The following is a 21132-nucleotide window of genomic DNA, read 5'->3' as shown; positions in this document are numbered from 1 at the left end:
TCACGTTGCCGCGTAGCCCGGGGCGGCAGTGCGGTACCGGGGTTCCCGGCCCCGTCCGGCCGGTGGCCGGGAGCGGTCGCCGGACTCAGCGGGTGCGCTTGCGCCGTACGTAGAGCTGCTTGCGAAGCTTCGCGATCACCTCGCCCCCGTCATCGACGATGTCGGTCGCGAACCAGTGCAGGTGCTTGTCGCCGTCGGTCGTGGCGGCGCGGATGGACTCGAGCGTCGGTTCCTCCAGCGCGAAGGTGGCATGCACGGTGCCGCGGCCCGGCTTGACGAATTCGATCCCGGCCGCCTTGTCCCAGACGTAGTAGTCGCGCCCCAGGCATTCCTTGACCAGGATCATCCAGAACGGATCGGTCATCGAGAACAGGCTGCCGCCGAAGTGGGTGCCGACGTAGTTGCGGTTCCACGGCCGCATCCGGAGCTCGACCCGTGCGCGCCGCCAGTCGGCGGCGATCTCGACGACCCGGATGCCGGAGAACAGGAAGGGCGGCCACAGGTTCATGACCCGGCGCAGGGTGGAAGGCATCATGGCGGCTGGGCGGTCGTGAGTGGAGGGCGAGGGTCAGGAACGAGAAACGAGGAACGAGGAACGAGTGAAGGCAAGGGCGCTTACTCGTTCCTCGTTCCTCTCCACTCGTTCCTCGCTCTCAGAACAGCAGCGACGCCATCCGCCTGCGATACCGCCCGACCAGCGCCGCATCGTCGACCACGCGGAAGGCGTCGATCAGCGCCCGCCGCGGCAGGCCGCCGTCGAAGTCGCGGTCGCGCCGCAGCATCTCGATGAACTGCTCCAGCCCGGCCTCGGCGTCGCCGCCGACGATGTGCCGCACGCCGAGCAGATGGCGCGCGCGCAGGTCGTCCGGGTCGGCGGCGATGGCGGCCTCGAGGGCTTCCGGCGGTGGCGCGCCCTCGAGCATCGCGGCAAAGCCCAGGCGCGCACGCGCCTGCACGCAGCGATCGTCGGCGGCGAGATTGGCGGGCAGGGCGTCGAGCAGCTGCTCGGCCTCGTCCGCGGCACCGGTGCGTAGCAGGGCCAGGGCGAGGTCGAGCTTGAGCTCCTCGTTGTCCGGCTCGGCCACGGTCGCCTCGCGCAGGCGCAGGACCTCGGCATGCGGGTCGGGCGGCGGCGGCGCCTTGCCGGTGCCGTCCATGTCCACGCCGGCCAGCGCGGGCGCCGCCGGCTCGATGCCGTGCCGCTTGAGGAGCTCGCGCAACTCGCCTTCCGGCAATGCGCCGGGGAAGCCGTCGACCGGCTGTCCGTTGACCAGCAGGAACACGGTCGGGATCGAGCGCACCTGGAACGCGGCGGCGAGCTGCTGTTCCTTGTCGACGTCGACCTTGGCCAGCACGAAGGCGCCGTTGTAGTCGGCGGCGAGCTTCTCCAGGATCGGGCCGAGGGTCTTGCAGGGGCCGCACCATTCCGCCCAGAAATCGATCAGCACCGGCGTTTGCAGCGATTTCTGCAGGACATCGGTCTCGAAGTTGGCGGCGGTGGCGTCGAAGACGTGGGGTGTTGCGGGATCGGCGGACATCGTGGTTTCCGGAATGCGTTCAGGGGCAGATGGTGCCAGATGCGCGCGAAACCAACCCGCGGTCGCGGCGCCGTCGCCCGTACCGGCATGTAAGCTCGCCCGGTGGGCCCGCACAGGCGGCGGACGGGATACAGGTCGAAATGAGGAATCCGGAGCGGCACGCGGGATGGGTCGCGGCGCTGGTGTTCGTGGCCGCGCTGCTCGGCTGCGGGGCGCTGCTCGAGGGCTATTCGCAGCGCTGGCATCCGGTGGCGCTGCTCGGCGCCCACGGCGTGCCCGGCGCCTGGATCTTCAACGTGTCGGGCCTGGTGTTGCCGGGATTGCTGGCGGCCGTGGTGGCGCTGGCGCTGTACCGGGCGCTGCCGCCGCAGGCGGGCTGGCTGCCGCGGATCGGGGCGCGGCTGCTGCTGCTGTCGGCGCTGGCGTTCGCCGCGCAGGGGGTGCTGCCGCTGGACCCGCGTGACCTCGACGGCCCGGCCGGGCGTTTGCACGCCGGCGCCTGGATGGTGTGGTGGATCGCTTTCGTGCCCGGGGCCCTGCTGCTGACGACCGGCGTGCGCGGGCTGCGGCTGCCCGGGATCGTCGCCGCCTGCGCGGTGGCGGCCCTGTCGGTACTGCCGGTCGAACCGCTGCCGCCGGCGCTGGCGCAGCGGGTCGCGTTCGCGGCCTGGTTCGGCTGGCTGGCGCTGGCGCCGCGCCAGGCAGCCCTTCCCGCCGCGACGAAGCAAGCCCCGTCGCCACGGGCGGCGTCAGTGAATAGCTCGCACCTCAAGAATTGAGGCGTCGGTCCATCGTGACGGCTTGGCTATTGGCTTGCACCGCCCGTGGCGACGGGGCTTGTCTCACCGCAACGGACAAGGCTGCCTGGCGCGGCGGCGGCATAGCCGAACCAGTCCGGGCTCATCGCGTGTCCGGATCGCGGAACACCTCGCCGTCCTTCATCACGAAGCGCACGTCCAGCACCGCCTCGATGTCCTCGAGCGGATCGGCCGCCAGCGCGATGATGTCCGCGCGCCGGCCGGCCTCGATCACGCCCTGGTCGTCGACCCCCAGCACCTCGGCGGCGTGCACCGTGGCGGCCTGCAGGGCTTCGGCCGCGGGCATGCCGGCCTCGACCATGTAGAGGAACTCGCGCGCGTTGTCGCCGTGCGGGCCGACGCCCATGTCGGTGCCGAAGGCGATCGGCACGCCCGCCTTGTAGGCCTTGGCGAAGGTGCCCTGGATCTGCGCGCCGATGGTAGCCGCCTTGGGCCGCACGATCTCGGGGAAGTAGCCGTCCTCCTTGGCCTTGTCGGCGACGAAGCGGCCGGCGTAGATGGTCGGCACGTACCAGGTGCCGTGCTGTTTCATCAGCCGCATCACCTCGTCGCTCATGTGGGTGCCGTGCTCGATGCTGGTCACGCCGCCCTCGACCGCGCGTTTCATGCCCTCGGTGCCGTGCGCGTGCGCGGCGACGCGGTAGCCGTAGTCGTTGGCGGTCTCGACGATGGCGCGGATCTCGTCGGTCATGAACTGCGGCGCGTCGCCGGAGCGCGCGTAGCTGAGCACGCCGCCGGTGGCGGTGATCTTGATCACGTCGCTGCCGTCCTTGTAGCGCTGGCGCACGGCCTGACGGGCGTCCTCGACCGAGTTGATCACGCCCTCGGTCGGACCGGGCGGGCCCATCAGGTGCGAAAGCATCGAGTTGTAGCCGTTGGTCGGGTCGGCGTGGCCGCCGGTGGTGGCGATCGACTTTCCGGCGGCGAAGATCCGCGGCCCCTTCACCAGGCCCTGGTTGATCGCATCGCGCAGGTGCGGGCTGACCTCGCCGCCGAGGTCGCGCACGCTGGTGAAGCCGGCCATCAGCGTCTTCTCGGCATAGCCGACGGCGCGGAAGGCGAAGTCGACCGGGTCCAGCCGGAAGCCTTCGGAGTAGCTTTGCGCGCTGGACTCGGAGCCCATGTGCACGTGCAGGTCGGTCCAGCCGGGCAGGCAGGTGTGGGCGCGCAGGTCGACGTAGCGCGCGTCGCCGCCGGCGGGCGGCGCGGGCAGGTAGCCGGCGGCCACCGCGGCGACGCGGCCGTCCTCGACGGTCACGGTGCGCTCGGCCAGCATGCGGCCGCTGCGGCTGTCGAACAGCTTGCCGCAGTGGAGCACGGCGTCGGCGGCCGGCGCGGCGGCGGGTGCCAGGAAGAGCAGGATCGCGAGCGTGCGACGACCGGCGGTGGCGGGCATGGCGGACTCCGGTTGGCGAGGCCCGATTGAACCACAGCCGCCGGCGGCGATCCGGCGGCTGCGGAGAAAGTGCCGGCATTCTCTCCTGGGCCCTCGGCGGCGGCGGCGCCTGGAGCGAAGCGCCGGTGGGGAGCGAAGAACACCGAGGGAGGCCGGAGACTTGCTTCTTGGTGTGACCGGCGCACCGCGGCCTATTCCGCACCCCGTAGAGCGGAGCTTGCTCCGCTGCTCCCGGCTCCGGCGCCAAGGCAGCCGAGCGAGCTCGGCTCTACGGCCGGCTCCGGCGCCTGCGTGGCCGGCAGACTCGGCCGCCGGTCACCCGCGTGGCGGCGCGTGTTGCGCTGCGGTAGGCTTGCCGGTCCCCGATCGCCAGCCTCCGCCGTGTCCGACGCGCCTCCCGCCCCCGAACCCGCCTACCAGCCCGACGCCGTCGAGTTCGCCGCCCAGCAGTACTGGCAGCGGACCCGTGCCTTCGAGGTCGGCGAGGACGACGCCAGGCCGAAGTTCTATTGCCTGGCGATGCTGCCGTATCCGTCCGGGGCGCTGCACATGGGGCATGTGCGCAACTACACCATCGCCGACGTGATCAGCCGATACCGGCGCATGACCGGCAGGAACGTACTGCAGCCGATGGGCTGGGACGCGTTCGGGCTGCCGGCCGAGAACGCGGCGATCAGGAACCGGACCGCGCCGGCGAAGTGGACCTACGCCAACATCGACCACATGCGCGGCCAGCTGAAGTCGCTCGGCTACGCGATCGACTGGAGCCGCGAGTTCGCCACCTGCTCGCCGGACTACTACGTGCACGAGCAGCGCATGTTCGTGCGCCTGCTGAAGAAGGGGCTCGCCTATCGTCGCAACTCGGTGGTCAACTGGGATCCGGTCGACCAGACCGTGCTCGCCAACGAGCAGGTGGTCGACGGCCGCGGCTGGCGCTCGGGCGCGGTGGTCGAGAAGCGCGAGATCCCGCAGTGGTTCCTCAAGATCACCGATTACGCGCAGGAGCTGCTGGACGGTCTGGACAGGCTGGACGGCTGGCCGGACTCGGTGCGTACCATGCAGCGCAACTGGATCGGACGCAGCGAGGGCCTGGAGATCGCCTTCGACATCGACGGCCACGACGAGCGGTTGTCGGTCTACACCACCCGCCCGGACACGCTGATGGGCGTGACCTTCATGTCGATCGCCGCCGAACACCCGCTGGCGCAGCGCGCCGCACGGGACAATCCGGAGCTGGCCGGCTTCATCGCCGACCTGCGCCGAGGCGGCGTCTCCGAGGCCGAGTTGGAAACCCAGGCCAAGCGCGGCATGGACACCGGGGTGCGCGCGATCCACCCGGTCACCGGCGAGAAGATCCCGGTCTGGGTGGCCAACTTCGTGCTGATGAGCTACGGCACCGGCGCGGTGATGGCGGTTCCCGGCCACGACCAGCGCGACTGGGAATTCGCGAAGAGCTACGGCCTGCCGATCCGCATGGTGATCGTGCCGACGGACGTGCGCGACGCGCTCGACGAGATCGGCCGCGATGTCGGCAGCCACGCCGATCCGATGCGCACCGCGCTCGGCGGCGCCGGTGCGGTCGACGCCTACGACACCCGCGCCGCGGTGCAGGTGGTCGACGATTTCGGGCGCCGCATCGCCGAGCAGGGCGCCTGGACCGAACGCGGCTGGCTGGTGAACTCCGGCGAGCTGGACGGCATGGATTTCCAGCGGGCCTTCGATGCGCTGGCCGCGCGCCTCGAGCGCGAGGGCTGCGGCGGGCGCCGGACCAACTTCCGCCTGCGCGACTGGGGCGTCAGCCGCCAGCGCTACTGGGGCTGCCCGATCCCGGTGATCCATTGCGGCGCCTGCGGCGCGGTCCCGGTGCCCGAGGACCAGCTGCCGGTGGTGCTGCCGGAAGACGTGGAGGAAGCCTTCGCGAAGGCCGGTGGCGTGCAGTCCCCGATCAAGGCCGATCCGGAGTGGCGCAGGACCACCTGCCCGCAGTGCGGCGGCGCGGCCGAGCGCGAGACCGATACCTTCGACACCTTCATGGAGTCGAGCTGGTACTACGCCCGCTACACCTCGCCGAGCGCCGCCGACATGGTCGACGCGCGCGCCGACTACTGGACGCCGGTGGACCAGTACATCGGCGGCATCGAGCACGCGATCCTGCACCTGCTGTACTTCCGTTTCTACCACAAGCTCATGCGCGACGCCGGCCTGGTGTTCAGCGACGAGCCGGCGGTGAACCTGCTCACCCAGGGCATGGTGATCGCCGAGACCTTCTATCGCGAGCAGCCCGACGGCTCGAAGGACTGGATCAATCCGGCCGACGTCGAGGTACGCCGCGACGAACGCGGCCGCATCGTCGGCGCGACGCTGAAGGCCGACGGCGGGCCGGTGGAGATCGGCGGCGTCGAGAAGATGTCGAAGTCGAAGAACAACGGCGTCGACCCGCAGTCGATGGTCGACAAGTACGGCGCCGACACCGTGCGCCTGTTCTCCATGTTCGCGGCGCCGCCCGAGCAGTCGCTGGAGTGGAACGAGGCGGGGGTCGAGGGCATGTCGCGGTTCCTGCGCCGGCTGTGGACGCAGGCGACGCGGCACGCCGACGAGGGCGCCGCGCCGGCGCTCGATCGCGGGGCGATGACCGCGGCGCAGAAGACCCTGCGCCGGCAGCTGCACGAGACCATCCGCAAGGTCGGCGACGACTACGGCCGCCGCCACAGCTTCAACACCGCGATCGCCGCGGTGATGGAACTGCTGAACCACCTGGCGAAGTTCGATGACGCCGGCGCCAACGGGCGCGCCCTGCGGCAGGAGGCGTTCGAGGCCATCGTGCTGCTGCTCAACCCGATCACCCCCCACGCCAGCCATGCGCTGTGGCAGCGGCTGGGCCATCCCGAGACCCTGCTCGAGGACCGGCCGTTCCCGGAACCGGATCCGGACGCGCTGCGGCGCGACGCGGTGACCCTGGCGGTGCAGGTCAACGGCAAGCTGCGCGGCACCATCGAGGCGGCGGTGGACGCCGACCGGCAGGCGATCGAGACGCAGGCGCTGGCCGAACCCAATGTCGCGCGCTTCATCGGCGACGGCAGCGTGCGCAAGGTGATCGTGGTGCCCGGCAAGATCGTGAACATCGTTGTCTCCTGAATCGGCGCGTCGTCGCCTGAACCGGCGCGCGCTTGCCGGCCGCTGCCGCCTCGTCCAGACTCCGCCCATGATCCGATCCGCTGTCGTCGCCGTCCTCGCCCTGGCCCTCGCGGCCTGCGGTTTCCACCTGCGCAACGCGCTGTCGCTGCCGCCCGATCTCGGCCCGGTGCAGGTGGTCGCGCGCGATCCCTACAGCCCGTTGCCGGACGCGCTGGCGCTGACGCTGCAGCGTGCCGGCGCCGAGGTCCGGCGCGGCCGCAGGGCGGAGGAGGACATCGCGACCCTCAACATCCTGTCGGAGCGCTGGGCATCGACGCCGGTCAGCATCGATGCGCAGGGCCGTGCGCAGGAGTACGCGCTGCGCTACGCGGTCGTGTTCGAGCTGCTGGGCGCCGACGGCGAGGACATCGTGCCGCAACAGGCGATCGAGCTGTCGCGCGACTACGTTTCCAGTCCGACCGACCTGACCGGCACCGACAGCGAGCGCGACCTGCTCAGCCGCGAGATGGAGCGCGAGATGACGGCGTCGATCGTCCGCCGGATCGACGGCGCCTCGCGTCAGCCGATGCCGTGATCGCGGCGGCCGTGCGGATGCGGGCATCATGGAACTGACGCCCGAGCGCCTGGCCGGTCAGCTCGGCAGCGAGCCGCTGCGGCCGGCGTACCTGATCGCCGGCCCCGAGCCGTTGCGCGTCCTGGAGGCGGCGGATGCGTTGCGGGTCCATGCCCGCGGACAGGGCTATGTCGAGCGCGAGATCTTCGACGCCGACGGGCGCGGTTTCGACTGGGGCGCGCTGCAGGCGACCTTTCGTGCGCCCAGCCTGTTCGCGAGCCAGCGCCTGATCGAGTTGCGCCTGCCCACCGCCAAGCCGGGCAAGGACGGCGCGGCGGTGATCGCCGAGTTCTGCGCCGATCCGCCGGGCGACATCCTGCTGCTGGTCACCGGGGGCGAGTGGAGCCGCCAGCACGGCGGCAAGTGGAGCGAGGCGATCGGGCGGATCGGCCACGTCGTCGTGGCCTGGGCGGTGAAGCCGCACGAGATGTCGGACTGGATCGAGCGCCGCCTGCGCAGCCGCGGCGTCGCCGCCGACCGCGATGCGGTGCAGCGGCTGGCGGAACTGGTCGAAGGCAATCTGCTGGCAGCCGCGCAGGAGGTCGACAAGCTCGCCCTGCTCAGCGACGGCACGCCGCTGGGCGCGCCACTGGACTTGGCACGGATGGAGGCCCTGGTCGCCGATGCCGCCCGCTTCGACGTGTTCCGGCTGATCGACGCCGCGCTCAACGGCCAGGCGGCGCCGGCCGCGCGCATGCTCGCCGGACTGCGCGCCGAGGGCGCGGCGGTGCCGGCGCTGATGGGCATGGTGGTGATGGAGCTGCAGCGTGCGGCCGCGCTGGCACAGGTGCAGGCGCGCGGCGGCAACCTGGCCTCCGAGTTCCGGGCGCAGCGGGTGTGGGAATCGAAGCAGGCGGTGTTCCGGCGCGCGCTGCAGCGCCATGGCGTCGAGCGCTGGGAGCGTTTCCTGGCCGAGGCCGGGCGCATCGATCGCATCGCCAAGGGCCGCGCCGCCGGCGACGCCTGGCAGGCGCTCGAACGCCTGCTGCTGGCCGTGGCCGAACCGCGCGCCGTTGCCCTGTTGGGCCAGCACTGAGATGAGATCGCTGCTGGTGCTGTACGGCGGCACCTTCGATCCGGTGCACAACGGCCACCTGGCGATCGCGCGCGCCGCGCGCGACCGCCTGCGCTGCGCCATCCACCTGATGCCGGCCGCGGACCCGCCGCATCGCCCGCCGCCCGGCGCCGATGCCCGGCACCGGGCGGCGATGCTCGAGCTGGCCATCGCCGGTGAGCACGACCTGTGCGTGGACCGGCGCGAACTGGCCCGCGACGGCCGCAGTTACACGGTCGCCACCCTGCGCGACCTGCGGGCGGGCGAGGGCGCGGCGGCCACGCCGGTCGCGCTGCTGGTCGGCGCCGACAGCTTCGTCGGCCTGCCGGCCTGGAAGGAATGGCGCGCGTTGTTCGATCTGGCGCATTTCGTCGTCGCCGAGCGCGCCGGCAGCCCGCTCGACGAGACCCTGCCGACGGCGCTGGCGGAACAGGTCGCGGGGCGCCTGGTCGACGATCCGGCGGCGCTGTCGGCGGCGCCGGCCGGGCGGATCCTGCCGCTGCGGCAGCCGCTGAGCGGGGAATCGGCGACCGACCTGCGTCGGCGCGTGGCCGGGGGATTGCCATGGCGACACCTGCTGCCGGCCCCGGTGGCCGACTACATCGACCGCCACCGGCTGTACCGTGACGATGCCGACACGGCGTCTCCGCTATAATTCGCGGCGAAAATTCCAGAGTCCAGCGCTTTGACCAGTCCCGCCCAAGTCATCAAGACCCGCCTGCCCAATCCACCGCCGCCCGTCGAAGTCCTGCTCGGGCAGGTACGCGCGGCCATCGAGGAACTGAAGGCACGGGACACCGTCGAGATCGACGTCCGCGGCAAGACCAGCGTCTGCGATTACATGGTGGTGGCGTCGGGGACCTCCAGCCGCCACGTCAAGTCGATCGCCGACGAGGTGGTGAAGTACGCCAAGCGCCTGGACGTGCAGCCGCTCGGCGTCGAGGGCGAGCGCGAGGCCGAATGGGTGCTGGTCGACCTCGGCGACGTGGTGGTCCACGTCATGCTGCCGCGGGTGCGCGAGTTCTATGCGCTCGAGCGCCTGTGGACGGTCGGCGACCAGCCGCCTGAGTGAGAGAAACGAGGAACGAGGAACGAGTGTCTCCGATCGACAGAAGATGCGCGGAGCCCGTCCACTCGTTTCTCGTTCCTCTTCACTCGTTCCTCGGTGTAACAGATGAAGGCCCGCCTGATCGCCGTCGGCGAACGCGCGCCGTCATGGGTTGCCGACGGATTCGCCGAATACCGCAAGCGGCTGTCGCACTGGCTGCCGCTGGACCTGGTCGAAGTGGAACCCGGCCTGCGCGGCAAAGGACGCGACGCGGTCCGTGCGACGCACGACGAGGGCGTCCGGGTACTGGCGGCATTGCCCAGGCAGGCCCACGTGGTGGCGCTGGACGGCCGCGGACGCGGCTACACCTCGGAACAGCTGGCGCAGCGGCTCGAGCACTGGCGCGGGCAGGGGCGCGATCTCGCGGTGCTGATCGGCGGGCCCGAGGGCCACGCCCCCGAGGTGCTGGCGCGCGCCGACGAGCGGTGGTCGCTGGGCCCCCTGACCCTGCCGCACATGCTGGTGCGCCTGGTCGCCGCCGAACAGCTGTACCGGGCCGCGGCGCTGCTGGCCAATCATCCGTATCACCGCGCCTGAGCGGCGACGCTCGTAGGAGCGCGCCATGCGCGCGCTGCTTCGAGTCGATGGCCGTTGCCATCCATGGCGCGATGGTGTCGGCTTCGGAACGTCCTGCCCGGCCATCCATGGCCGGGCGTTCGCGACCACAGCAGATGCCGATAGGGCATCTGCTGTGCGTGGTCGCTCACCCGCGATCGAGGTTGAAATCGATCGGCACCAGACCGATCGCCTGCACGGGTTGCCCTTCACGGATGGCCGGCTGGAAACGCCAGTTGCGCAGCACGTGGCGACGCGCACTGTCGTCCAGGACGCGGTGGCCGCTGCTGCGGTGGATGCGCACCTCGAGCGGGCTGCCGTCGACATCCACCAGCACCTCGAGCAGCACCGTGCCCTGCAGGCCGCCGATGATCGCCTCGCGCGGGTAGCGCGGTGCCGGAGCGCTGGCGTATGCAAGACGCATGCCGGAAACCGGACCGCTGGCGGGTTCCACCGCGGCGGTCTCCGCCGTCGCCGGCACGGTCACCGGTTCGGCCGGCAGGATGCCTTGATCGACGATCACCGGTGCGATTGCCGGCGCCGCGATCTCGGGCGGCGCCACGGTGTGGCTCTGCGGCGGTGGGGTCCGCTCGGGGACGACCTCGACGATCGGCGGTGGATCCGGCGGCTCCTGCGGCGCCTCGATCCAGCGGAATTCCATGTTGCGGACGTCCGGCAGCGCCAGCAGCTCCGGCCGGCTCACTGGAACCAGCAGCAGGCACAGGGCGACGACGTTGAGCAGCAGGGTGCCGCTGATGCCGGCGATGCGCACCGGATCCGGGTGCGGACGGGACGGACGGGCGTGCGCGTGGGCGTGCTGCGGGACCATGATCCACCTCCTAGGGCCTGTTAACGCTTATGGCGCAGGCCCGGCCCTTCGGGTTGCTTCCCAATGGCCGCCATGCGGCGCCGCGCCGCTTGACCTTGCAGGCAGCAAGGCGCTGCGCGGCGCAACACCACCTGACGGCCATTGGGAAGCAACGCGGCATGCGCCATAAGCGTTAACAGGCCCTATGTTGTCGTGCATGACGGACAACGGCCGGGCGGCGGGTGCGGGGTCAAGGCGAGGTGCGCATCCGGCGACCGGCTCGACAGCGTCTTCACGCTGCGCCGGCGCCGGGCGCGCGGCAAGCCGCGGCAGGACGTACGGTGCGATCCGGCGGACGGATGGTCGCAACGGCATGGGGGCCCATATGGGCCCCCATGGAGATCAGTCGTCGTTCGCCGGGTCCGGGTCATTCTCCGGGTCGCGCTCCAGGCCACCCTCGTCCGGTTCGTCCGGCTTCCGCTTGCCGACGTTGCGCGCGTCGTCACGATCCCGCGGCACGCGTTCGGCGTAGCCGGACTTGTCGTCGTCGCGGCCGGCGGGAACGCTCTTGTCCTTCTCCCTGTCTTTTTCCGCGGTCATCTCAGCCCTCCAGTTCGAACACGACGTCGAGGTTGGCGGTGAGCGTGGTCTGGCCGGGCGAGACCGGGCTGGAAGCGGCCATGTCCATCGCCGTGGTCTCCATCCGCATCATCGGCCTCGGCGGCGGCATGAACCCGCCGCCCTCGCTGATGCTGACGATCCGGCGCACGCGCATCCCCAGCGACTGCGCATATATCCGCGCACGCTGTTGTGCTTTCTGCAACGCCGCCTGGCGGGCCTCGTCGTAGACGGCCTCCGGTTCGTCGATCTCGAAGCTCGGACCGTTGACCTGGTTGGCGCCGCTGGCGACCAGCGCATCGAGCACATCGCCGAGGGCGGCGATATCGCGCACCTTCAGGCTGACGGTGTTGCTGGCCTGGTAGCCGGTGATCGCCGGCGCCGCGTTGTCGCTGTGACGGTACTGCGGATGGACGTTGAGGCCGCTGGTCTGGACGTCCTTTTCGGCAATGCCGGCGGCCTTGATCGCGGCCATCAGCGCGTTCATCCGTTCGGCGTTGGCGCGCAGCGCGGCGTTGGCGTCTGCCGCCTGGGTGACCACGCCGGCGGACAGCGTCGCCACGTCCGGGACCCGGCTGGCTTCGGCCTGGGCGGAGACGGACAGCAGGGTGCCGTCGGCGATGGCGGTACGGGTGGTCTGCGAAGTCTGGGCGGTGGCGGTCATGGCGGGGACGGCCGACGAGGCCGCGAGCAGCAGGGGCAACAGGATGCGACGGGTCATGCGGATCTCCTGGATCGATGAAACAAAGGGTCGAATCCAACCGGTGAACGGGCCGTGAGCCGAAACGGGGTTGGCCGACGATGAGAGCCGGTCGCGGCGGGGCCGCGGGTTATCCTGTCCGGATGCTGCATCTTGCCTCGAAATCCCCGCGCCGCCGTGAACTGCTGGCCCGGCTCGGCGTGCCGTTCGCGCCGCTCGACGTGGACATTCCCGAAGCGCCGCTCCCGGACGAGACACCGAAGGCGTACGTGTGCCGGGTGGCGCGCGAGAAGGCCGCCGCCGGCTGGCGGCTGCTGGGCGCCCCCGTCCAGGACGCGGTGCTCGGCGCCGACACCGAAGTGGTGCTCGGCGACGAGGTGTTCGGCAAGCCGCGCGACGCCGATGCCGCCGCGGCCATGCTGCGGCGCCTGTCGGGGCGCACGCACACCGTGATCTCGGCGGTGACCCTGCGCACCGCCGCGGGCGAGCGCCAGGCGGTCTCGGTCTCGGAGGTCACGTTCACCGGGCTTGCCGACGCCGACGTCGTCGCCTACGTGGCCGGCGGCGAACCGATGGGCAAGGCCGGCGGCTACGCCATCCAGGGCGGCGCCGAGGCGTTCGTGGCGCATCTGGCGGGCAGCTATTCGGGAGTGGTGGGGCTGCCGCTGTTCGAGACCGCCGCATTGCTGCGGGCGGGCGGCTTCGCGGTCGCCGGCTTCGCGGCGCCCGAGCCGCGCGCCCGGGCCGGGTCCGCGGCGTCCCCGTCGCCGGCCGCGACCGCCTCCACCGGGTGAAGCGCGCGATGTCGGAAGAGATCCTGGTCAACGTCACCCCGCGCGAGACCCGCGTGGCGGTGGTCGAGAACGGCATGCTGCAGGAGCTGCACATCGAGCGCGGCTGGAGCCGCGGCGTGGTCGGCAACATCTACAAGGGCCGGGTGCAGCGGGTGATGCCGGGCATGCAGGCGGCGTTCGTGGAGATCGGGCTCGACCGCGCCGCCTTCCTGCACGCCAACGACGTGATGCGCTCGTTGCCGCCGCCGGAGATCGACGGCGAGGCCGCGACGCTGCCGGTGCCGCAGCCGGTGCTGCCGATCGCCGAGCTGCTGCGCGACGGCCAGGACGTGGTGGTGCAGGTGGTGAAGGAGCCGATCGGCTCCAAGGGCGCGCGCCTGACCACCCAGATCAGCATTCCCTCGCGCTATCTGGTGCTGCTGCCGCAGTCGAACGTGATCGGGGTGTCGGCGCGGATCGAGGACGAAGCCGAGCGCGCGCGCCTCAAGGGCCTGGTCGCCGAGCTGGCGCTGGGCGGTTCCGGCCACGGCTACATCGTCCGCACCAATGCGGAAGGGCAGCCCGCCGAAGCGTTGGCCGAGGACATCGCCTACCTGGCGCGGGCGTGGGCGCTGGTGGAGCAGCAGGTGCGCGATGCACGCGTGGGCGCCTGCGTCTACGAGGACCTGAGCCTGCCGATGCGCGCGGTGCGCGACCTGATGCGCCGCGACGTGGAGAAGGTGAAGGTCGATTCGCGCGAGACCTGGGAGCGCCTGCGCGTGTTCGCGGCGCAGTACATGCCGGGCCTGGCGGAGAAGATCGAGCACTACGGCGGCGAGCGGCCGGTGTTCGACCTGTACGGGGTCGAGGACGAGATCCAGCGCGCGCTCGACAAGCAGGTGCCGCTGAAGTCCGGCGGCTACCTGGTGATCGACCAGACCGAGGCGATGACCACGGTGGACGTGAACACCGGTTCGTTCCTGGGTCAACGCAACCTCGAGGAGACCGTTTACAGGACCAACCTGGAGGCCGCGCAGGCGGTCGCCCGTCAGCTGCGGCTGCGCAATCTCGGCGGCATCATCATCATCGACTTCATCGACATGGTCGACCCGGAACACCGGCGCCAGGTGCTGCGCACGCTGGAGAAATCGCTGGCGCGCGATCACGCCAAGACCACTGTCTACGACTTCTCGCCGCTGGGCCTGGTGGAGATGACGCGCAAGCGCACCATCGACAGCCTGCAGCGCCAGCTCAGCGAGACATGCAATGCCTGCGGCGGCCGCGGCATGCTCAAGACCGCGGAAACGGTGACCTACGAGATCTTTCGCGAGATCACCCGCGCGGTGCGCCAGTTCGAGGCCGAGCGGCTGCTGGTGATCGCCTCGCCCAAGGTGGTGGCGCGGATCACCGAGGAGGAGTCGACGGCGGTCGCCGAGCTCGAGGAATTCCTCGGCAAGTCGATCCGCTTCCAGTCCGACGAACAGTACCTGCAGGAGCAGTTCGATGTCGTTCTGCTTTGAGGCCGGGAATCGGGAATGGGGAATCGGGAATCGGGAAAAGCTCGATATCCCGTCATTCCGGCGCAAGCCGGAATCCATTTTGCCGTTGCTGCTGATCCGGGCGATACAAGTCACCACAAAGTGGACTCCGGCTTGCGCTGGAACGACGGGTAGCGGCGCTGCGCTTTCCCGATTCCCGATTCCCCATTCCAGATTCCCGGCTCATCCAGCGAGCGCAGCGAGCCGATGAGCCTTCTAAGCCATCGCCTGCGCCTGTTGCGCCGTGGCCTGTGGCTGGCGCTGGCGGTCGTGCTGGTGCTGATGGCGTTGGCCGCCGGCATTACCAGCCAGATGCTGCCGCTGGTGGAGCGGCATCCGCAGCGGGTCGCGGACTGGCTGAGCGAGCGCGCCGGCCGCGAGGTCGCCTTCGATCGGCTCGAGACCGAATGGACCCGGCGCGGCCCGCTGCTGCGGCTCGACGGCCTGCGCATCGGCGACGGACCGGAAGCGGTGCAGGTCGGTGCCGCGGAGGTGCTGGTCGCGCAGTATGCGGGCCTGCTGCCGGGGCGCTCGCTGACCGAGCTGCGCCTGCGCGATCTGGACCTGACACTGGAACGCGACGACGAAGGCCGCTGGCGCGTGCGCGGCCTGCCGGGACAGCGCGATCGCGATGACGAAGGCGATCCGTTCGACGTGCTGGAGCGTCTGGGCGAGTTGCAGGTGATCGGCGGCAGCCTGACGGTGGATGCACCGGGACTGCAGATCGAGGTCACGGTGCCGCGGATCGACCTGCGCCTGCGCGTCGACGGCGACCGCGTGCGCGCGGCTGCGCGCGCGTGGATGGAAGGCGACGAGACGCCGTTGCAGGCGGCGTTGGAGTTGACGCGCGATCGCGGCGACGGGCGCCTGTACGCGGCACTGGACGCGGCCGATCTCGCGCATTGGTCGCCGTTGCTGCGCCATGCCGGCATCTCGGTCGACGGCGGGCACGGCCGGATCGATGCCTGGGCGACGCTGCACGACAACCGTGTCGCCGCCGTCGTCGCACGCACCGCGCTGGACGACCTCGGCCTGCGCGCGCGCCACGGCGAAGCGGAGGCGACGCGGGTCTCGTTCGAGCGGGTCGAGGCGCGAATGCACTGGGCCGCCACGGAATCGGGTTGGCGCCTGGACGCGCCGCACCTGCGCATCACCGCCGGCGACGCGGTGCAGTCGCTGGACGGCATGCTGATCGCGGCCGGCCGACGCTATGCCTTCGCCGCCGAACGCATCGACGCCGGGCCGCTGCTGGCGTTGCTGCCGCTGAGCGACCGCGTGCCGCCGGCGCTGCGCGACTGGCTGCGGCAGGCGCGGCCGAACGCGGTGCTCGACGATGTCGAAGTCGTCGGCGAACGCGACGGCCGGCTGCGCCTGCAGGCGCGGATCGACGACCTGGCGTTCGCCAGCGTCGGCGACCGCCCCGGCGTGAGCGGCCTGCGCGGCAGCCTGCACGGGGACGCACGCGGCATCGGGTTCGCTTTCGACCCGGAGGCGGAGCTGCGCTTCGACTGGCCGGCCGGTTTCGGCGATCCGCACCAGGTGTCGCTGCGCGGCGAAGTGGTGGCCTGGCGCGAAGACGACGACTGGGTCCTGCAGACGCCGGCGCTGCGCCTCCAGGGCGACGGCTACGGTGCCGACGTACGCGGCGGGTTGCGGTTCGCGGCCAACGGCGGGCGCCCGCGGATCGATCTGGCCGCGCAGCTGGACGATGTGCAGGTGCCGGTGGCGAAGCGGTTCTGGGTGCGTCACAGGATGCCGGAGGCCACCGTCGACTGGCTGGACGCCGCGCTGGTCGGCGGCACCGTGCGCAACGGGCGCGCGCTGGTGTCGGGCGACCTGGACGACTGGCCGTTCCGGGCCGAAGCCGGGCGTCCGGCGCCGGGGTTGTTCCAGGCCGAGGCTAGGTTGGCCGGGGTGGAGGTCAAGTTCCAGCCGGACTGGCCGGCGGTCGAACGGCTGACGGGACGGGTGCGGTTCATCGCCGACGGCTTCGAGCTGCGCGGTGCCGGCGCGATCGCGGACGTGGCGTTCAGCGATCTCGCGGCCGGCGTTGCGCATTTCGGTCGGGCCGAACTGGGCGCCAGCGCACGCACCCGGACCGATGCCGCCGCGTTGCTGGCGCTGCTGCGCGGCAGCCCGCTGCAGGCGATGCACGGCGACGCGGTCGCCGGCCTGTCGGTCGCCGGCCCGGTCGCGGCGACCTTCGCCATGACCCTGCCGATGCACGGCAGCAATCGCGGCAGGCCGAGGATCGACGGCGGCGTCGAACTGCAGGGCGTGCGCGCCCGCGAACCGGAATGGGGCCTGGTTCTCGACGACGTGCGCGGCGACGCGCGCTACGATCAGGAAGGCTTCATCGCCGAAGGGTTGCGCACGTTGCACGAGGATCGCGCCGGTGTCCTCGCGTTGCGCGCCGGCGACGGCCACGTGCGTGATCCGACACAGGCGTTCGAGGCCGAACTGCGGACGGCGATCGACGCTGCGCAACTGCTCGCGCGGGCACCGGACCTGGACTGGCTGCGCCCGTACGTGCGGGGGCGTTCGGACTGGACGGTCACCGTCTCGGTGCCGCGGTCGGCTTCGCCGCCGCGGTCGCCGTCACCGCGGTCGCTGCCGCTACCGCCGCCGCAGGAACCGGACAGCGCGCAGGCGACCGCGGCCGCGCGCCTGCGGCTGCGTTCGGACCTGGTCGGCACCGTGCTGGACCTTCCGGCGCCGCTGGACAAGCCGGCTGCCACCCCGTTGTCGAGCCTGATCGAAACCGCGCTGCCCTTGGGGGGCGGCGAGATCACGTTGCGCCTCGGCCAGCGCATGGCGCTGCGTGCGCGTAGCGGCAGCGGGCGCACCGGCGTCGACGTGGCGCTCGGAGGCGGTGCGGCGGCGGCGGCGCCCGCGTCCGGCCTGGTCGTCAGCGGTCATACGCCGGCGTTGGCGGCGATGGACTGGATCGGCCTCGCGGCCGGTGGGGACGGCGGCGGAGGCGGCGGGGAAGGATTGTCGCTGCGGCGCGTCGATCTCGCGGTCGACCGCCTGCTGTTGCTCGGCGGCGTTTTCGCCGACACCCGCGTCCGCGGCGCGAAGGCCGATAGCGGCGTTACTTCACTGCGCTTCGACGGGCCGGCGCTGGCCGGCAGCCTGTCGTTGCCGCAGGCGTCCGGCGGCACCGTGAGCGGCCGGCTGCAGCGCCTGCACTGGCGCAGCGCCGCAACGGCAGCGCAGGCGTCCGCCGCGGCCGCCGCCGAAGACGAGGCGGCGACCATCGGCGGTACGAATCCTGCGGACATCCCGCCGATCGACCTCGCGGTCGACGACCTGCGGTTGAACGATGCCGACCTCGGCGAGGCCGGCCTGCGGACCCGCCCGACGCCCGACGGCTTGCGGATCGAGCAGCTGCAGACGCGCGCGCCGAAGCAGCGCATCGACGGGACCGGCGATTGGCGCGGCCGCGGCGCCAACGAGCGCACCCAGCTGAAGTTCGACATCGCCAGCCGGGATTTCGGCGCGCTGCTGGCGGGACTGGGGCAGGGCGGCCGCATTCTCGGCGGCGACGGCAAGGTCCAGCTGGACGCTGCCTGGCCCGGCAGTCCGGCGCGGTTTCGCGCCGACGCGCTGCAGGGAACGCTCGCGCTGAGGGTGAAGGACGGCCAGCTGGTGGAGATCGACCCCGGCGCCGGCCGCGTGCTCGGATTGCTCAGCGTTGCGGAGCTGCCGCGCCGCCTCACCCTCGATTTCCGCGACTTCTTCGACAAGGGCTTCGCCTTCAACCGCATCGGCGGCCAGGTGCGCTTCGGGCAGGGGCGGGCGAGCAGCGACGATCTGGTCATCGACGGCCCCGCGGCCGAGATCCGCATTGCCGGCAGCGCCGACCTGCGCGCGCAGACCTACGACCAGACCATCGACGTGTTCCCGAAATCCGCCAACCTGCTGACCGCGGTCGGCGCGATCGCCGGCGGGCCGGTCGGCGCTGCGGTCGGGGCGGTCGCCAATGCGGTGCTGAAGAAGCCGCTGAGCGGACTGGGCGCCACCACCTATCGCGTCAGCGGCCCCTGGAAGGAACCCAAGGTGGAGGTGGTCCGCCGCGAACCGCGCGTGGCGCGGCCGTAGAGCGGAGCTTGCTCCGCTGCGTAGGCTCCGGAGCCCACATGGCTCGCCGGCGATTCATTGACGACAGCCGTGGCGACGGCCTCATTCTCACCGCAACGGAGAGAGCTGCCTGGCGCCCCTTGCCATTCGTTCCATCACCCCCAGATCGAATCCAATGACCGATTCCCATGATCCGCTCGCCCTCGCCGAGTCCCGCCTGCTGCAGCCCGCCGGGCTCGACGGCGGCGGCCTGGAACGCGCCTTCGGCGCCCTGCTGGGCCCCGGCGTCGATTTCGGCGACCTGTACTTCCAGCACACCCGTCGCGAGAGCTGGACGGTCGAGGACGGCATCGTCAAGGACGGCGCGCACTCGATCGAACAGGGCGTGGGGGTGCGCGCGATCTCGGGCGAGAAGACCGGATTCGCCTACTCCGACGAGATCAACGCCACCGCGCTGCTGGCCGCGGCAGGCTCGGCGCGCGCGATTGCCCGCGCCGGCGATGCCCGCCATGCGTGCGCCCTGGTGCCGGGCGAGGGGCGTTCGCTGTACCGCGCGGAAGACCCGATCGCGGCGCTCGGCAGCGCGGTGAAGGTCGAGGCGCTGCGCCGGGTCGACCGGATGCTGCGCGCCGCCGATCCGCGCGTGCGGCAGGTGATGGTGAGCCTGAGCGGCGCCGTCGACACCATCCTGGTCGCGCGCAGTGACGGCGTGCTCGCCGGCGACGTGCGGCCGCTGGTGCGACTCAACGTGCAGGTGCTCGTCGAGCAGGACGGGCGCCGCGAATCCGGCTACGCCGGTTATGGCGGGCGCCATTCCTACGAGGAGCTGCTGGCCGACGGCAAGCCCGAGCGCTTCGCGCGCGAGGCGCTGCGGCAGGCGCTGGTGAACCTGGAGGCGGTCGACGCCCCCGCCGGGGTGATGCCGGTGGTGCTCGGCGCCGGCTGGCCGGGCGTGTTGCTGCACGAGGCGGTCGGCCACGGTCTCGAGGGCGACTTCAACCGCAAGGGCACCAGCACCTACGCCGGCCGCATGGGCCAGCGGGTGGCCGCGCCGGGTGTGACCATCGTCGACGACGGCACCCTCGACGGCCGCCGCGGCTCGCTCAACATCGACGACGAGGGCACGCCCACCCAGTGCACCACGCTGATCGAGGACGGCGTGCTGACCGGCTACATGCAGGACACCCACAACGCCCGGCTGATGGGCACGCAGCCGACCGGCAACGGCCGCCGCGAATCGTTCGCGCACCTGGTGATGCCGCGCATGACCAACACGTACATGCTCGCCGGCAACCACGAGCGCGAGGAGATGATCCGCTCGGTGAAGAAGGGCCTGTACGCGGTCAACTTCGGCGGCGGCCAGGTCGACATCACCAGCGGCAAGTACGTGTTCTCGGCGACCGAGGCCTATCTGATCGAGGACGGCAAGGTCACCGCGCCGGTGAAGGGCGCGACCCTGATCGGCAACGGTCCCGAGACCATGCAGCGCGTGACCATGGTCGGCAGCGACTTCGCCCTCGACGACGGCGTCGGCGTCTGCGGCAAGGACGGCCAGAGCGTGCCGGTCGGCGTCGGCCAGCCGTCGCTGCTGATCGACCGGCTGACGGTGGGGGGGACGCGGACCTGATGGCCCGCGTTGGGGAAAAAAGGGGTCAGAGTCATTTTTCGGAGGAAGATGCCGGGTCGATTCAGGATCTCGATCCGAAAAATGACTCTGACCCCTTTTTTCGAAGCAACGACGTGCGCCGGCTCTTCGATTCCCTATTCCCGATTCTCGATTCCCGGCTGTTCCGGCTGTTCCGGCTGTTGCGCGAGCAGCAGCTCGCGCAACAGCCGGAACAGCTCCCGGTACGCCCGCGGCGGCTTGTCGCGGCGGCGTTCCTCCAGCGCATTGCGCACCAGCTGGCGCAAGTGCTGGCGGTCGGCCGACGGATGTTCGGACAGCAGTTCGGCCAGCGCGGCATCGCCCTCGGCGAGCAGGCGCTCGCGCCAGGTCTCGGCGCGATGCAGCAACGCCGTTTCCTGGCGCGCCGCCTCGCCGCCGGCGTCGAGCGCGTCGCGGATCGCGTGCAGGGCGTCGTCGTCCTCGCGCCGCATCTGCTTGGCCAGGAATGCCAGCTGGCGCTTGCGGGCGATGTGCGAGCCGATGCGCTGGGCATCGAGGATATGCGGCAGCAGCGCGTCGGGAATCGGCAGCTGCTGCAGCTGCGCCGGCGACAGCGCCACCAGCCGTTCGCCCAGCGCCAGCACTTCCAGCGCGTCGCGCCGCTGCTGGCTGCGGCTGGGGCCGAGATATTCGCCGCTGTCTTCGTCGATGCCGCGCATGCGTCCGTCCGCGAGGGCCGCCGGTCGCGATGGAGACCGCGCCGGGGTCATGAAACATTCGGCCTTCCCG

The 21132-nt window shown here is 71.4% G+C and carries 18 protein-coding genes; 11 read left to right on the top strand and 7 right to left on the bottom strand.

Annotated elements, in window-relative coordinates:
• Positions 1-85: 85 nt before the first annotated feature.
• Positions 86-535 carry a DUF4442 domain-containing protein gene (locus tag AB5T46_RS15100; protein WP_370564849.1) on the bottom strand — a complete coding sequence of 150 codons (450 nt, stop codon included), beginning with the start codon at positions 533-535 and terminating at the stop codon, positions 86-88.
• Positions 536-653: 118 nt separating this feature from the next.
• Entirely contained in the window at positions 654-1538 is an 885-nt protein-coding gene (gene trxA, locus AB5T46_RS15095; RefSeq protein WP_370564848.1) for a thioredoxin, read from the bottom strand.
• A 140-nt stretch (positions 1539-1678) separates the two neighbouring features.
• Between trxA and AB5T46_RS15090 the strand changes: the two genes are divergently transcribed.
• Entirely contained in the window at positions 1679-2317 is a 639-nt protein-coding gene (locus AB5T46_RS15090; RefSeq protein ID WP_370564847.1) for a DUF998 domain-containing protein, read from the top strand.
• Between the two features lie 121 nt (positions 2318-2438).
• Here AB5T46_RS15090 and AB5T46_RS15085 read toward each other — a convergent pair whose 3' ends face one another.
• Positions 2439-3752, bottom strand: a complete 1314-nt coding sequence (locus AB5T46_RS15085; protein WP_370564846.1) for a metal-dependent hydrolase family protein — start codon at positions 3750-3752, stop codon at positions 2439-2441.
• Between the two features lie 381 nt (positions 3753-4133).
• On the opposite strand from AB5T46_RS15085, the gene leuS reads away from it, so the two are divergent.
• The 6 genes from leuS (at position 4134) to rlmH (ending at position 10199) form a co-directional block, all read left to right on the top strand.
• Positions 4134-6887, top strand: coding sequence for a leucine--tRNA ligase (leuS, locus tag AB5T46_RS15080; RefSeq protein ID WP_370564845.1), 2754 nt, complete (start codon positions 4134-4136; stop codon positions 6885-6887).
• A gap of 67 nt (positions 6888-6954) precedes the next feature.
• Positions 6955-7461 (top strand): LPS-assembly lipoprotein LptE, encoded by a 507-nt coding sequence (locus AB5T46_RS15075; protein ID WP_370564844.1) that lies wholly within the window; start codon positions 6955-6957, stop codon positions 7459-7461.
• A 28-nt stretch (positions 7462-7489) separates the two neighbouring features.
• Entirely contained in the window at positions 7490-8536 is a 1047-nt protein-coding gene (gene holA / locus AB5T46_RS15070) for a DNA polymerase III subunit delta (protein WP_370564842.1), read from the top strand.
• Position 8537: 1 nt separating this feature from the next.
• Positions 8538-9209, top strand: coding sequence for a nicotinate-nucleotide adenylyltransferase (nadD, locus tag AB5T46_RS15065; RefSeq protein WP_370564841.1), 672 nt, complete (start codon positions 8538-8540; stop codon positions 9207-9209).
• Positions 9210-9239: 30 nt separating this feature from the next.
• Positions 9240-9626: a ribosome silencing factor gene (gene rsfS, locus AB5T46_RS15060; RefSeq protein WP_370564840.1), complete on the top strand. Its 387-nt coding sequence runs from the start codon at positions 9240-9242 to the stop codon at positions 9624-9626.
• A gap of 102 nt (positions 9627-9728) precedes the next feature.
• Positions 9729-10199 carry a 23S rRNA (pseudouridine(1915)-N(3))-methyltransferase RlmH gene (gene rlmH / locus AB5T46_RS15055; protein ID WP_370564839.1) on the top strand — a complete coding sequence of 157 codons (471 nt, stop codon included), beginning with the start codon at positions 9729-9731 and terminating at the stop codon, positions 10197-10199.
• Positions 10200-10365: 166 nt separating this feature from the next.
• Here the strand turns inward: rlmH and AB5T46_RS15050 are convergent, their stop codons facing one another.
• From AB5T46_RS15050 to AB5T46_RS15040, 3 genes are all read right to left on the bottom strand, one after another.
• The gene (locus AB5T46_RS15050) at positions 10366-11046 is read right to left on the bottom strand and encodes an energy transducer TonB (RefSeq protein WP_370564837.1); all 681 of its coding nucleotides are present in this window, start codon (positions 11044-11046) and stop codon (positions 10366-10368) included.
• Between the two features lie 381 nt (positions 11047-11427).
• Positions 11428-11625, bottom strand: coding sequence for a hypothetical protein (locus tag AB5T46_RS15045; RefSeq protein ID WP_370564836.1), 198 nt, complete (start codon positions 11623-11625; stop codon positions 11428-11430).
• A gap of 1 nt (position 11626) precedes the next feature.
• A complete protein-coding gene (locus tag AB5T46_RS15040; protein ID WP_370564835.1) occupies positions 11627-12364 on the bottom strand; it encodes an SIMPL domain-containing protein in 738 nt (245 codons plus the stop codon).
• Between the two features lie 122 nt (positions 12365-12486).
• On the opposite strand from AB5T46_RS15040, the gene AB5T46_RS15035 reads away from it, so the two are divergent.
• The 4 genes from AB5T46_RS15035 (at position 12487) to tldD (ending at position 20364) form a co-directional block, all read left to right on the top strand.
• Positions 12487-13137 (top strand): Maf family protein, encoded by a 651-nt coding sequence (locus AB5T46_RS15035; RefSeq protein ID WP_370564834.1) that lies wholly within the window; start codon positions 12487-12489, stop codon positions 13135-13137.
• 8 nt (positions 13138-13145) lie between these two features.
• A complete protein-coding gene (gene rng, locus AB5T46_RS15030) occupies positions 13146-14636 on the top strand; it encodes a ribonuclease G (RefSeq protein ID WP_370564833.1) in 1491 nt (496 codons plus the stop codon).
• A 225-nt stretch (positions 14637-14861) separates the two neighbouring features.
• A complete protein-coding gene (locus tag AB5T46_RS15025) occupies positions 14862-18758 on the top strand; it encodes a YhdP family protein (protein WP_370564832.1) in 3897 nt (1298 codons plus the stop codon).
• Positions 18759-18912: 154 nt separating this feature from the next.
• Complete coding sequence (tldD, locus tag AB5T46_RS15020; RefSeq protein WP_370564830.1) at positions 18913-20364, top strand: metalloprotease TldD; 1452 nt, start codon at positions 18913-18915, stop codon at positions 20362-20364.
• Positions 20365-20498: 134 nt separating this feature from the next.
• Here tldD and yjgA read toward each other — a convergent pair whose 3' ends face one another.
• Complete coding sequence (yjgA, locus tag AB5T46_RS15015) at positions 20499-21062, bottom strand: ribosome biogenesis factor YjgA (protein ID WP_370564829.1); 564 nt, start codon at positions 21060-21062, stop codon at positions 20499-20501.
• Positions 21063-21132 lie beyond the last annotated feature (70 nt).

The organism is Luteimonas salinilitoris (assembly GCF_041300785.1).
In the GTDB taxonomy this organism is placed as follows: Bacteria; Pseudomonadota; Gammaproteobacteria; order Xanthomonadales; family Xanthomonadaceae; genus Luteimonas; species Luteimonas salinilitoris.
Note: the sequence above shows the minus strand (reverse complement) of the source record. Positions and strands in the feature narration are given on the sequence as shown.

Coding starts and splice junctions, on each gene's coding strand:
- AB5T46_RS15100 (WP_370564849.1), bottom strand. CDS start 535: ATGATGCCTTCCACCCTGCGCCGGGTCATGAACCTGTGGCCGCCCTTC.
- trxA (WP_370564848.1), bottom strand. CDS start 1,538: ATGTCCGCCGATCCCGCAACACCCCACGTCTTCGACGCCACCGCCGCC.
- AB5T46_RS15090 (WP_370564847.1), top strand. CDS start 1,679: ATGAGGAATCCGGAGCGGCACGCGGGATGGGTCGCGGCGCTGGTGTTC.
- AB5T46_RS15085 (WP_370564846.1), bottom strand. CDS start 3,752: ATGCCCGCCACCGCCGGTCGTCGCACGCTCGCGATCCTGCTCTTCCTG.
- AB5T46_RS15075 (WP_370564844.1), top strand. CDS start 6,955: ATGATCCGATCCGCTGTCGTCGCCGTCCTCGCCCTGGCCCTCGCGGCC.
- holA (WP_370564842.1), top strand. CDS start 7,490: ATGGAACTGACGCCCGAGCGCCTGGCCGGTCAGCTCGGCAGCGAGCCG.
- nadD (WP_370564841.1), top strand. CDS start 8,538: ATGAGATCGCTGCTGGTGCTGTACGGCGGCACCTTCGATCCGGTGCAC.
- rlmH (WP_370564839.1), top strand. CDS start 9,729: ATGAAGGCCCGCCTGATCGCCGTCGGCGAACGCGCGCCGTCATGGGTT.
- AB5T46_RS15050 (WP_370564837.1), bottom strand. CDS start 11,046: ATGGTCCCGCAGCACGCCCACGCGCACGCCCGTCCGTCCCGTCCGCAC.
- AB5T46_RS15045 (WP_370564836.1), bottom strand. CDS start 11,625: ATGACCGCGGAAAAAGACAGGGAGAAGGACAAGAGCGTTCCCGCCGGC.
- AB5T46_RS15040 (WP_370564835.1), bottom strand. CDS start 12,364: ATGACCCGTCGCATCCTGTTGCCCCTGCTGCTCGCGGCCTCGTCGGCC.
- AB5T46_RS15035 (WP_370564834.1), top strand. CDS start 12,487: ATGCTGCATCTTGCCTCGAAATCCCCGCGCCGCCGTGAACTGCTGGCC.
- rng (WP_370564833.1), top strand. CDS start 13,146: ATGTCGGAAGAGATCCTGGTCAACGTCACCCCGCGCGAGACCCGCGTG.
- AB5T46_RS15025 (WP_370564832.1), top strand. CDS start 14,862: ATGAGCCTTCTAAGCCATCGCCTGCGCCTGTTGCGCCGTGGCCTGTGG.
- tldD (WP_370564830.1), top strand. CDS start 18,913: ATGACCGATTCCCATGATCCGCTCGCCCTCGCCGAGTCCCGCCTGCTG.
- yjgA (WP_370564829.1), bottom strand. CDS start 21,062: ATGCGCGGCATCGACGAAGACAGCGGCGAATATCTCGGCCCCAGCCGC.